Genomic DNA, 13326 nt, shown 5'->3' with positions numbered 1-13326 from the left:
AAATTCCAATAAGAAAGCATTACGATTTAAAAAGCGACTGGAGGATGCTTTGCTCCGGAGCGCTGAAAAACGAAGAGTGTTGCCTTTAACATCGTAATGCAACCTTAAAAAATTCAAATAAAAGCATTACGCTTTAAAAAGCGACTGGAGGATGCATTGCTCCGGAGCGCTGACAGGCTTGCAAGAAGAAACGTCATATTTTGTCTGAAAATGGGATGTAGAGAGCATTTGAGTCGAAAGGATTCAAATATTTTCTGACATCTCTTTTTTTATTGTTGCTTTATTGGGCAAAATAGCATACCATTATTTTAGAATCATTCTAAATTGAGAAATATTTAGATTAGCTTGCCTTGTATGGCTGAGGAGGCGAAACCATGAATATACAGGCTGAGATCGAAAAAATAAAACACAGCTTGATGGAAAGCGGATATAAATTGACGACACAGCGTGAAATCATTGTCCGTGTACTGCTTGAGAATGAAGAAGATCATCTCAGTGCAGAGGATGTATACATGCTTGTTAAAGAGAAATTTCCTGAAATCGGGCTTGCTACGGTTTATCGGACATTGGAGCTGTTAGCGGAATTACAAATCGTTGCAAAAATGAATTTTGGTGATGGCGTTGCTCGCTTTGATTTGCGTGGGCAGGATCATGAGCATATGCATCACCATTTGATTTGTCATACATGTGGAGCGCTTGAGGAAATCAAGGATGATTGGCTGCTAGAGCTGGAGCAGCGCCTTGAAGCGGAATATGGCTTCAAGGTTATTGACCACCGTCTTGATTTTATCGGTAATTTTAGAAGCTGCCCTAATGATAACTGTAAAACGCATAAAGGCTCGGCATAAGTCAAGCGTAACGTATAACGAAGCAAATAGAATGAAGCATGCTGCCCCAAAGGTATGCTTTATTTTGTTGGCTGTAAATGAGTAACAATTGCAGCAATAACTGCTGGTGATGACGAGCTCTGATGCAGGTCATAAATGTGTAAACATGCGCCTTCAACCGTCTTTACAATGTCAATCGGCATTGCAAGACAGGTGAAGGCGTTTTTGCTGCACGCAAAATGTTTAGCTGTGGAAAAATTGTGCAAGAAAACAGTTTACAAATGTTTGCGCTATCCCTTACTATATTGGTGAGTTGAATAAACTTTTACAAATTGATTTTATTTTGAAATAAAATTTCGAAATAAAAATCTAAAAATTGCTTGCAGGGTTATTCAACGAAAAACTACATAAAGGAGAGCGCGAAGATGATGCAAGTGAAACGTATTTGGCTAGTATGGTTAAGTTGCATGTTAGTAGCGGCAGGCCTTTCGTCAGTGGCGGCTGCAGCAGAAGCGGAAGTAAGCTCCAGTACGGCAACAAATGTTGTATTTGAGGATTTCGAGGACATGTCTGATGTATATTTGACCAAAAGTGTGGCTTCGGATTTCGCACAGCTTTCACAGGCGAGCATGCCATCCCCAGTTGTACACGGACTTTCGTCTGCAAAGCTGGATTATGATTTTACAGGATCATCAGGTACGTCAGCGGCATATTTGAGGTTTTATGGCGCTAACAACTCCCCTGGTCGCACCATTGAAGGCTCCCCTTCAAAAATTGGGTTTTGGGTACATGGTGCAGGGTACAGACATTGGATTAGAGCCCAGCTTGAGGACGCCAATGGCAATAAGCCAGTGCTTGACTTTACTGCAACGACGACTGTCATCGATGGATGGCAGTATGTAAGTGCGAATGTTCCAACTAATTTAGCGGCTCCTTTTAAACTGAATTATATTTACTATGTGGAAACAAGCAGCAAGACTGCCGGTACTTTATACTTTGATCAGATTTCGCTTATTTATGGCAACTCTGAGCTGTTGGAGCTGCAGTGGAGCGATATAAGGCCAATGCAGGCGGGTGAGACGATCACACCTATGTTGCTGGCAGCAAAGCATGGCTCGAAGCAGGTGGATGTGATCGCATTGCAGCAGGCAATTGTATCAAGCTCCAATCCAGAGGTTGCAGCGGTAAATAGCGAAGGAAATTTGGAAGCGCTTGCTCCGGGCGAAACAGTGCTTTCTGCCCAATACAATGGGCGAGCTGCCAGCTATGTGCTTACTGTTGTAGATGAACTCGTCGAGCCAGGCGCGATTGCGATAAAGGGGCCGCTCACACTAGTTCCTTCAGAAGAGACTGAACTTGCTGTTTATGCGATATTCAATCAGCATGAACTGGTCGACGTCACAGCAGCAGCATCGATTGTATCAAGCAATGAGGAAATCGTCAGGATTGAAAACGGCAAGCTGCGCGGCATCAGCTACGGCACAGCAACCATTACAGCCAGCTTTACAACAAATAGTGGTGCTGAGCTTGTCACAAGCTATGAACTCGAGGTAAAGCCAGGAGAACTTCGTTCGATTGCGATTAAGGATGTATTCTCGGCAATCGTGGGCGGTGAGCCGATTACAGCGACAGTTTACGGCACATATCGCATTGAAGGGGAGAAGCCGATTACAGAAGGTGTAACATTCTCGATTGACAATCCGCAAATTGCCGCGATTGATCCAATGACAGGAGTGATTACCGCGATTACGCCAGGAGTAACGACGGTGCGTGCTGAAGTTAACGGTCAAACGGTTCAGCAAATTTTAGTCGTGACCAATGCGATTAGCGCACCAAAGCATGAGCTGCGCGGCGCGTGGATTTCAACCGTTGAAAACATTGACTGGCCAGCCAAGGGCGATACCAACCCGGCATCACAGCGCGCAGATTTTGTTGCTTTGCTTGATGAGCTGCAGGCAGCCGGCATTAACGCAGTATTTGCCCAGGTTCGACCTACAGCAGATTCCTTTTTCCCATCGGAATATTTTCCATGGTCGCATTGGCTAACAGGTGAGCAGGGGGTTGCGCCGGACGATCATTATGATCCGCTTGCTTTTATGATTGAGGAAGCTCATAAGCGAAATATGGAGTTCCATGCCTGGATCAACCCGTTCCGTATTTCGATGCACAATCAGCTGGATGCCTTAGTGGAAACACATCCTGCACGCCAGCACCCGGACTGGGTTGTAGAGTATGAAGGCAAATTGTATTTTAATCCAGGCGTAGCGGAAGCGCGCAGCTATATTTTAGAGGCAGTCAATGAAATTGTAGAGAAGTATGATGTAGACGGCATTCATATGGACGATTATTTTTATCCGTATCCTTCTTCTCAAGTGTTCAATGATGCAAGCCAGTACGAGGCTTACGTGGCAGGCGGCGGCACACTTGGCCTAGCCGATTGGCGCCGCAGCAATGTCAATATGGTCGTATCCGGCTTGTACGAAACAATCAAGGCGAGCAAGCCATACGTGAAATTCGGGATTAGTCCGTTTGGCATTTGGAAGAACAAAGCAAGTGACCCGACGGGCTCGGCTACCAATGGCTTAGAAAGCTACTCTGCGATTTATGCTGATACGCGAACATGGATTAAGCTGGGCTGGGTCGATTATATTGCTCCGCAAATTTATTGGCATTTTGGCTATAATGCGGCTGCTTACGATGTGCTGGTAGACTGGTGGCTGAACGAGGTGGAACAGTACGCACAAGTCCATGATGTTCATCTTTATATTGGTCATGCGACCTATAAGGTTGGCACGACATTTTGGGAGCATCCAGATCAACTGCCTGCACAGCTGCGCTACAATCAGGATAAGCAGGTATCAGGCAGCATTTTGTTCAGCTCCAATCATTTTCTAGCGAATCCGCTTGGCATTTTGGATGCGATCAAACAAACCTACGCCAAGCCAGCACTTATTCCAGCAATGCCTTGGCTGGGAGGAGAGGCTCCCAAGCAGCCGATGTTGGCCCAAACGAAAAATGTTAGCAGCGGCGTTCAGTTAAAGTGGAAGGCCGGCAACAAAGGTGAGGAGCCGCGCTACTACGCAATCTATCGTGCACCAGGAAAGCAGGCGCCGAGCACAGCAACAACCGAGCATTTGCTCACGACCGTCGCAGCTACAGCTGAAAATATGCAATTATACATTGATCAAACTGCTGTAGCTGGTGAAACGTACACGTATGCGATCACAGCTGTATCCCGTCTGCATGTCGAAAGTGAAGCAAGCAAAAGCTCAACGATCGCCGTTAAAAAGGTAAAGAATGAACATTAAGAAAGTCTCTTGAAGAAATAAATTAGTTGAAAAGCCTGCTCTAGCGGACGTTGCAGTCCATGCCAGAGCAGGCTTTGCTAATTGATTGGAAGGATCAGGTCGATAACTATTCTAGAATGGATAATTAGGGAAAAATTTCATATTCGGAATAGGAGCTGAAGGGATATGAGCAGCAATACCATCTTAAGGCTTGGAGATGTTGAAAAGGTTTACCAGCAAGGTTCAAATAAGGTAATAGCGTTACAGAAAACGAAGTTTGAAATCGATGCAGGAGAGTTCGTCGTTATTATGGGAACCAGTGGCTCGGGAAAAACTACACTACTGAATATAATTGGCGGGATGATTGAACCATCCTCGGGTACACTTTTTTTACGAGATAAAAAAATCCATTTTGATGCTAAACATGCTCAGCAGCTAGCTCAATATCGTAAAAAAGAAATCGGCGTGGTATTTCAAGATTTCAATTTAATCGATGCGATGACAGTTAATGAAAACATAGCAATCCCACTTATTCTGGATGGAGAAGATGCCAGTAGCATAAAAGAACGAACATCACAAATGCTTAAACGAGTTTCTCTTGAACAACGAGGTGATTTTAGACCCTATGAGCTGTCAGGAGGCCAGCAACAAAGGGTTGCCCTAGCCAGGGCTTTAATTAAGGAGCCAACGATTTTGTTGGCTGATGAACCTACCGGGAACCTTGATTTTGAAACATCTAAAGCTATTTTGGAATTGCTTGTGGAGATTAAGAGAAGCTTTGGACAGACCATTATCATGGTTACTCACGATCCATTGATGGCTGCATACGGTGAGAGGATATTATTTATGCACGACGGAATGATTAAGGAAGAGTTGCAACTATTAGAGGAACTGGATCTCGACCGGAAAAGGGAAGAAATCATAGCTGCATTTTATGACATGAAAGGAAGGCCATCATGATAACGTCAGTGCTCGGTATTGCTTATCGCTTGTCTTCTGCCAATCGTTCAAGAATGGTTGCTTCAATAACAAGTGTAACAGTTGCTATGACCTTAGTACTTTCAATGTCGTTATTGCTTATGAATATGGATCGATCTTATAAGCAGCAGCTTACAGATGTTTTTGGAAATGTAGATATGATCGTTACGCCGCCTAAGGACTCATTTGGACAGCTTACTTATTTTGATCAACTTGCTCAGCAGCATATTTTGAATACCTCGGGCATACATACTGCTTCATTTGTATTAATGAATCCAATTGAAGGAGAGCAGCTGTTTCTTATAGGTCTGCAAAACGACGAGCTTGCCAAAGTAAGATACAATTTTAATGAAGATTTAACGGGTGATGAGGTTGTTATAACAAACACTTTGGCTCAAAGACTTGATGTTAAGCAAGGAGAATTTGTCACCTTGCCTCTCATTCATATTGAGCAAAAGAAATGGCTTGTTAAAGAAATTATTGAGGATGTAAATGTGACCTCTTTCCCTGATCTCGTTTATATGAATTTGTCTGCGCTGCAGGATGTTAGTGGATTAGAAGGAAAGGTTACAGGGGCAATGCTGGATATTAACAGTAGCTCGGAGCCCCTTTCGCTTGTTCGTTTACTGGAACGTACCATTGAGTCGCCGATTGCTTACCAGCTTGTCACAGAGAGTGATTTGGCCAAGCAAAATGCCGAGGGTTTGCGTTCGATTTCTTTCATTGTGATAACTGCCTCCTTAATTGCCAGTCTTGCTATTGTCCTAAGCAACTTTAACCTCATGCTGCAAAGTATTGTACTGCCAATGATTGTTTTACATAGTAACGGTGCTAATAAAAAACAGCTGTTTTCTATTATACTGTATCAACTTGCTGCTGTTATTGGGATAGGAAGTGTTGTTGGAGTCGTTATTGCAGCATTGCTTAGCATGTCCAGCTCAGCACTTCTGGAGCGAATATTTTCTATTTCGAGTGTTGAGACTTATATGGACTGGGGATCGCTTTTATTTTATATGGTGATTTATGGGGCGTTATTGTTTATATTGTTGTTGCCTCTGTTAGCTCGTGGTTTCTCTCAGCTACCACTTCAACATCGCAACATGGTGAAAGAAAAGGAAAGAGGGTTGTCAAAGCCGATTCAGAATTTTTCGTGGCTGCTGCTATCGGGTTCAGTTATTCTAATTATTAGTATTTTATTTTTTTCAGGCCCTGTATTGCTCTATTTACTTGCAGGCATAATGTTTGCCTGCGGAATATGGCTCCTGCTTCCGACTATTTTTCATCATTGGCTTTCGTTTAAGATAAATAGCATTATCCGAAAAAAACAAAAAGAGAAAATTATTGCTTTTCAGTACTTATCACTTTATTTTAAGCAAAATGTATTAATCATTATGGCAATCGCGATTTCTATTAACGTGCCTGTAATTGGTTTTACTGTTTTTGATACTGCCAAAAAAGCAAACATTAATATTGTGAATGAAGAGTTTGTTGCGGACATTCATTTGTACAGCAGTAGTATTACAGTAGCTTTACCAGAGCATGCGGCATCAGATGTGTCACAAATAGAAGGTATAAAAACAGTCATACCAATCAGTCAAGATGACTGGGCTTCGGTCATAAATGTGAAGGCGGTAGAGGAAGAGCAACGGTATGTAAATCTGTACTATAAAAAAAGCGATTTGCAGCAGTTGGCAGGTAAAGGACTTCTGCCCGCTTTACCTAAGGATTTATCCAATATCGTCGTTTTAACAAAGGATTATGCCAAGGAACTGGATGTTGTTGTAGGTGACCAATTGCTTTTGCTTGATCCTGAGCATGATGATCAGCAGCTTGGAAATCTTGAAGTTGCTGCCATAGTTGAAGGATACTTACCTGGTTCAATGAGTATTGACAAAATAGCATATGTAGATGCAAATCAATCTATCATCGGTGCTGACCAAGCGTCACCTGCAGGAAGTCGGGCAAGAGAATGGAACACGCTGCTTCTTTACATAGAAAACGAAAGCCGAGAGGCTATCTTTGAAGAATTAGAGGCGTATGCCTCGTTTTATACCAATGTCCGCTTCGGCGACAAACAACAAGCTTTGAGCTCGATGGAAGAATTTGCAAATCAAAGATTTATTTTTCTATATTCGATAGTTGCGGTTACCTTACTTGTAAGTGCAATTGGTATTTTTTATACAATGAAGGCCTTCGTATACCAGCGACGAAAAGAGTTTGCGATCTTATTTAGCATGGGCCTGACGTTTAACCAGGTGCGTAGAATGCTAGCATTGCAAATTTGCTGGTTTTGCTTTATTGCCAGCTTAACAGGTGTCGTGACAAGCATAGCACTTTCAGGAGCCTTACTGCTGGCAATGGAAAGTCCTATGATTTCAATCTCCTGGATATTTATATGCAGTATAGTATTAGGACTGATTGGATTTGGCTATATGCTGTCGTGGGTGCTTTCGCGAGACCTGCGCTCAGCATCGATACCACAATTAATGAAGAACGTATGAATGAAAAAGCAGGTACATTTCTCATCCAGAATAAGATGAGAAAATGTACCTGCTTTTATTATTGCGATTACTTAAAATGTTGACTGATTCTATATAAGATAAATCGAGATGATTGCTAAATCAACTTCCGCTTACTTCTCCTGAAACACAAACTTCTCAATGACGTGCGCGACGCCGTCCTCGTTGTTGTCCAGTGTGATATAGTCAGCGATGTCCTTCAGGCTTGGTACGGCGTTACCCATTGCCACGCCTAGTCCGGCTACCGATATCATTTCACGATCATTCCAGGCGTCGCCAATTGCGATCGTTTGCTCCATTGTGCAGCCGATATGCTGAGCCATAAATTGCAGCGCATGTCCTTTTGTACCTTCCTTATGCATAAACTCCAAAAAGTGCGCCTTTGATTTTGTAATATGCAGCTGATCGCCCAGCATGTCCTGAAGAATGCTTTTATGATGATCAAGCACCTCAGGCTCGTCAATGATCAGCATTTTATGATTAGGCTTGTCAATCAACTGTTCAAAATCAGGCTCGATTACATATGGGATATTGGAAAGCTTGGAATAAGCCTGAATACGAGCATTATCTTCCGTTCCGTACAATACATCATTTACATACAATTGCAAATGCAGCCCATGCTCCTTTGCGTAGCCAAGCAGCTTGCGCGCTGCGTCAACGGGCACATTTCGCTCATAAAGCACCTTGCCGTCAATCAGAGTTTTGACTAGCGCTCCCTGATAGGTGATAATAGGTACATTGAGTTCAATTTGTTTGGCAATTTGTTGAGCGGAAGCAAACATTCTGCCTGTAGCCAGTGTCACGGTAACACCCGCTTCAATGGCGCGCTCAAGCGCTTTTTTTGTGCGCTCTGTAACTTGGATCTCATCGTTAAGCAGTGTATCATCGATATCGATGGCGATTAATTGATAAGTCATTGTCGTAAAACTCCCTTCAGCCTGCTGTACATGTACATAATCTTGATTGTAACGAAAACCATACCGACATACAAGGAGAAACAACGATGGAACAACATTTCGACCAACCTAAGCAAAACAAGTCAGGCAACAAGTTTAATCAATACCTTATTCTGCTCATTGTAGTCGCTTTAATCGGCGGATTTTTTGGCGGTCAGGCGTGGGCCAAGCGCCAGTACTCCATTATGGAGGTGGAAGACTTTGATCTGCTGCAAGCCTCATATAATCGTATTCACGAAAAGTTTTTGTACGATATTGACGATGAGCAATTAATCAACGGGGCGATTTCCGGGATGGTAAGCTCGCTTGAGGATGAATATTCGCAATTTTTACCCGACGAGCAGGGTGAGAAATACGTGGAATCGTATCAGGATAATTTTTACGGAATAGGGGCGGAAATTAGAAATGATAATGGACGCTACTTTGTATCTTCGCTAGTAAAGGATATGCCGGCAGAAAAGGCTGGACTGAAGCCGGATGATGAAATTGTTGAGGTTGACCGCGAGTCTATTGAAGGTCTTGACTTTAATGAGCTGCTCGGCAAGGTACGAGGCGAGAAAGGGACGAAGGTTATTATCGGGGTACTAAGAGCAGGCTCGGAGGAAGTGTTGGAATTTGAAATTGAGCGTGCGGAAATTCCACTGCATACGGTTTATTCGGAGCGGCTTGAGCAGGATCTCGGCTTGATTTCGATTACCCGCTTCAATAAAAATACAGATGTTGAATTTGCTGAAGCGCTGCAGCAGCTTGAGGCAGAAGGCGAGCTTAAAGGCTTGATTATTGATTTGCGCTCCAATCCGGGCGGCTTGCTCGATGAAACGGTTGCGATCGCCAACATGCTAGTTCCGCAAGGAAAGAAAATTCTTGACGTTGTCTATAAAAATGCAAGCAGAACGACCAGCTATGTTTCCAAGGCGCAGGAGGTTTTCGATAAACCGATTGCGGTGCTGATCAATCAATATTCTGCTAGTGCCAGTGAGGTGCTAAGCGCGGCCTTAAAGGAATCGGCAGGCGCATATATTGTTGGTGTAACCTCATATGGCAAAGGCGTCGTGCAAAGCTTTGAGCCATTTAATGAAGGATCGGTGCTCGTGTTAACAGAAGCGGAGTGGAAGACACCGAGCGGCAACGGCATCCACAAGGTAGGCGTAGAGCCAACTCATGTTGTTGAGCTGCCAGACTATGCCAATCTGCACAGAATTCCGTCTGATGTCGAGTTGAAGCTAGGCAGCTATGGCGAGCATGTTGAGCTGTTAAAGCAGTATTTGCAAGTTCTGGGCTATGAAGCATCTGATGAAGGCATATTTGATGAGCAAACCGAGCAAGCCTTGAAGCAGTACGAGCAAGCCAAAGGACTTCCTGTCGATGGCGTTTACTCGGCACAGGATGGAGCGGCAATGGTCGAGGATATTGGGGCAAAGCTTGCAGAAAACGATACTCAATTGAAGAAAGCAGAGGAGCTGCTGCAGCAGTCAGCGCAATAAGCGATACTGTAAGCAGTAGTGCTGCATGAAATTATAGCAAATGGGAATAGTAAAGCTGCATACTCACTAAGGCAAAAGCGAGCCGCATGTGAGCATGCAGCTTTTTGCATGCAAGGAACTGCCATTTTGTCAAATTAGATTGACTTTCTCGTTGATAATCATTATCATCATCTATATTGGAATTCGCGATGCTAAAGGACGGGAAGGTGCAACATGAAGATCAAGTATTGCAAACGCAGCTTGGAGCAGGGACTGAAGCCTGTTTACAAGCGAATAAAGAAGAAATTCCCCGAGGTCAAACAGAAAAAGACGGGCTGTCTCGGTCAATGCAAATCATGTAAATCCGGCTGCTTTGTTATGATCAAGTCACAGCCTTTGGTAGCCGCGTCTCCCGATAAGCTGTACAAAGCAATTAAGAAGGTTGTTGGATAAATGTTTGCCATAAAATACTAAAACTACTTTTCTTGTTTTAATTTCTATGTTAGAATTATTACAAATAAGAAAAGCGAGGTGCACAACAATGAAAGACCAATTAGCTAAAGCACTTAATGATCAAATGAATTATGAATTTTATTCCGCTCATGTGTATCTGGCAATGGCAGCATACTGTTCCTCTGAAAATTTGGACGGTTTTGCAAACTTCTTCCTCGTGCAGGCAGAGGAAGAACGATTCCATGGCATGAAAATTTATAAATTTTTGAATGATCGCGGCCAGCGCGCAACGATTCAAGCACTTGGCGAGCCTAACAATACGTATTCCTCGATGGTGGACGTATTCGAGCAAGGCTATAAGCATGAGGTAGCCAATACGAAACGCTTCTACGATCTTTCGGATTTGGCGATTCAAGATCGCGAGCATGCAACCATCAACTTCCTGAAATGGTTCATTGATGAGCAGGTTGAAGAAGAAGCATTGTTTGATGGTATTATTACAAAGCTGAAACGCATCGATCAAGACAGCAACGCCTTCTATATGATGGATGCAGAATTCGCTGGACGCAGCTTTGATCCAGCGGCAGAGGAATAAAAAAGCGCAGCAGCAAGCGCGGTCATCATGAATAAACATAAGCTTAGCCTGACTCAAGCCGTATCAATTGGCGAGAGTCAGGCTTTTATTTTGCTTCTTTTTTGCTTCCGATTTCGCTACAATAGTAAAATGAGCTTATTGCACAAGTTTAGCTATCAACATTTTATAAGATGAGGGTGTACAAAATGAAGGTCGTACTTTCGACATTAAATGCTAAGTTTATTCATACATCGCTTGCGCTGCGCTGCTTGAAGGCGTACAGCGGTCATAAATTTGATATGGATATTGCCGAATATACCATTAAGGACCCGGCGATGAACATCGTTTCTGATTTGTTCTCGCGCAATCCTGACGTAATCGGTTTTTCCTGTTACATTTGGAACATTGAAGAGACGATTGTTGTTATTAATATGCTGAAAAAGATCAAGCCGGAGCTGCAAATTGTGCTAGGCGGCCCAGAAGTCAGCTACGATACGGATTACTGGATGGAGCGTCTGCCTGACGTTGATTTTATTGTTATGGGGGAAGGCGAGGAGACGTTTGATCATTTGCTGACGGAGATTGCAACGACGCAAAAATACCATATGGTATTTGGCATCGCTTATCGCAAGCAGCTAGATAGCGGAAAAGAAATTCGCATCAATCCGGGGCGGCCGAAGCTTGATCTCAACACGCTGCCTTCGCCGCATCGCTTTGTTGAGGATTTGCCGCAGCTTGGCAATCGCATCGTTTACTTTGAGACAAGCCGCGGCTGTCCGTTCAGCTGCCAGTTTTGCTTATCGAGCATAGAGGTTGGCGTTCGCTATTTCGATATCGAGCGGACTAAAGCAGATTTGCTATATTTGATCGACAGCGGCGCGAAGCTGATTAAATTTGTCGATCGCACCTTTAATATTAAGCGGGATTATGCGCTGGAAATGTTCAAATTTTTAATTGAAAATCATCGCGGCTGCGTGTTTCAGTTTGAAATTACCGCAGATATTATGCGGCCCGAGGTGCTGGATTACTTGGCTGAGCACGCTCCACCAGGCATTTTCCGCTTTGAAATCGGCGTGCAGTCGACGAATGATCCGACGAATTTGGCGGTACAGCGCAGACAGAATTGGTCCAAGCTTGTTCGCACGGTCACGAAGGTTAAGGAGTCGCAGAAGATCGATCAGCATTTGGATTTGATTGCAGGCTTGCCGCTCGAAAATTATGATACCTTCCGCGGCACGTTTAATGATGTATTTGCGCTGCGCCCTGAGGAGCTGCAGCTTGGATTTTTGAAGATGCTGCGCGGAACCGGCTTGCGCAAAGATGCTGACAAGTGGGGCTATATCTATATGGATCATGCGCCATATGAAATGCTCGGCAACGAGCTGATGCCATTTGCCGACATTGTACGGATTAAGCGGGTAGAGGATGTGCTGGAAAAATATTGGAACGCTCATCGCATGGATCATACGCTGCTTTATTTGGTCGATCATGTGTTCAGCTCGCCGTTTGACTTCTTCCAAAGCTTCGGCGACTATTGGGAGGCGCAGGGCTGGCAGAAGATCGGGCATCAGCTGGAGGATTTGTTCTCGCGGCTATGGTCGTATTTGAATGCAGCGAAGGAAGCGGGACAAGAGCTGGATTTGCCTGTTATTGTCGGTTTGATGAAGCTGGACTATTATTTGAACCATCGCTATAAGCCGCGCAAGGTATGGTGGGAGCAGGAGCTTGACAGAGCCGAATGGTCAAGCTTGCTTAAGGCTCTTGCCGAGCGGCCGGAGCAGGTGAGTGAGCAATTTGCCAGCTACGGCTATCAGGAGCGCGAGCTGCAAAAGCATATCGTGATGGAGAAGGTTCCGTTTGATATGCCGCATTATTTGGCGACTGGCGAGCTGATCACAGGTGACGGGGTAGAGTCGCTGCTTATTATGATGTATGTGCAGGAGCAAGGCGAGCAGAAGCCAACTGCCAAGCCGTATAGCATACGGCTGTCAGGCGCAGAGAGAAGTAAAACATTTTAAGGAAACTGAGTATCGCTATTGAAGTGAAACAACGTTTTCGCTAACTGTAAAGAATATGAGACACAGAATGCTCATAATAGCGTTATAGAATTCGTTAAAGGTGCACGTCCTATTGTCAACCTATGCTGTTATTACTTATCAGTCTAGGCTAGCAACCATATATGGCGGAAAACAAAGGAGCTATGCCTTGGAAATGCCTTGCCAGTTTTAGACGAACTGGCAAGCTCATTTCCTGCATAGCTCCTTTTCAC

The 13326-nt window shown here is 44.0% G+C and carries 9 protein-coding genes; 8 read left to right on the top strand and 1 reads right to left on the bottom strand.

Translation table 11 applies throughout. The features are described from left to right. Positions 1–374: 374 nt before the first annotated feature. The 4 genes from fur (at position 375) to KJS52_RS13600 (ending at position 7593) form a co-directional block, all read left to right on the top strand. A complete protein-coding gene (gene fur / locus KJS52_RS13615) occupies positions 375–848 on the top strand; it encodes a ferric iron uptake transcriptional regulator (protein WP_281425596.1) in 474 nt (157 codons plus the stop codon). A gap of 404 nt (positions 849–1252) precedes the next feature. Then, on the top strand, positions 1253–4135 hold the full coding sequence (locus KJS52_RS13610) for a glycoside hydrolase family 10-like protein (protein ID WP_213515992.1): 2883 nt from the start codon (positions 1253–1255) through the stop codon (positions 4133–4135). 165 nt (positions 4136–4300) lie between these two features. Then, positions 4301–5074, top strand: a complete 774-nt coding sequence (locus KJS52_RS13605; RefSeq protein ID WP_213515990.1) for an ABC transporter ATP-binding protein — start codon at positions 4301–4303, stop codon at positions 5072–5074. Continuing rightward, positions 5071–7593, top strand: coding sequence for an ABC transporter permease (locus tag KJS52_RS13600; RefSeq protein ID WP_213515989.1), 2523 nt, complete (start codon positions 5071–5073; stop codon positions 7591–7593). Before KJS52_RS13605 ends, KJS52_RS13600 begins: the two co-directional genes overlap by 4 nt. A gap of 131 nt (positions 7594–7724) precedes the next feature. On the opposite strand, the gene KJS52_RS13595 is transcribed toward KJS52_RS13600, so the two are convergent. Then, positions 7725–8528 (bottom strand): Cof-type HAD-IIB family hydrolase, encoded by an 804-nt coding sequence (locus KJS52_RS13595; RefSeq protein ID WP_213515987.1) that lies wholly within the window; start codon positions 8526–8528, stop codon positions 7725–7727. Between the two features lie 86 nt (positions 8529–8614). Between KJS52_RS13595 and KJS52_RS13590 the strand changes: the two genes are divergently transcribed. The 4 genes from KJS52_RS13590 to KJS52_RS13575 all read left to right on the top strand — a co-directional run bounded on the left by KJS52_RS13590 (position 8615) and on the right by KJS52_RS13575 (position 13075). Then, on the top strand, positions 8615–10051 hold the full coding sequence (locus tag KJS52_RS13590) for a S41 family peptidase (protein ID WP_213515985.1): 1437 nt from the start codon (positions 8615–8617) through the stop codon (positions 10049–10051). Positions 10052–10264: 213 nt separating this feature from the next. Next, the gene (locus KJS52_RS13585; protein WP_213515983.1) at positions 10265–10483 is read left to right on the top strand and encodes a DUF1450 domain-containing protein; all 219 of its coding nucleotides are present in this window, start codon (positions 10265–10267) and stop codon (positions 10481–10483) included. A gap of 88 nt (positions 10484–10571) precedes the next feature. Then, positions 10572–11078, top strand: a complete 507-nt coding sequence (locus KJS52_RS13580; protein ID WP_213515981.1) for a ferritin — start codon at positions 10572–10574, stop codon at positions 11076–11078. 185 nt (positions 11079–11263) lie between these two features. Continuing rightward, positions 11264–13075, top strand: coding sequence for a B12-binding domain-containing radical SAM protein (locus KJS52_RS13575; RefSeq protein WP_213515979.1), 1812 nt, complete (start codon positions 11264–11266; stop codon positions 13073–13075). Positions 13076–13326 lie beyond the last annotated feature (251 nt).

Source organism: Paenibacillus montaniterrae (assembly GCF_018403185.1).
Lineage (GTDB): Bacteria > Bacillota > Bacilli > Paenibacillales > Paenibacillaceae > Pristimantibacillus > Pristimantibacillus montaniterrae.
The sequence above is the reverse complement of the archived record's forward strand: the minus strand, read 5'-3'. Positions and strand labels throughout refer to the sequence as shown.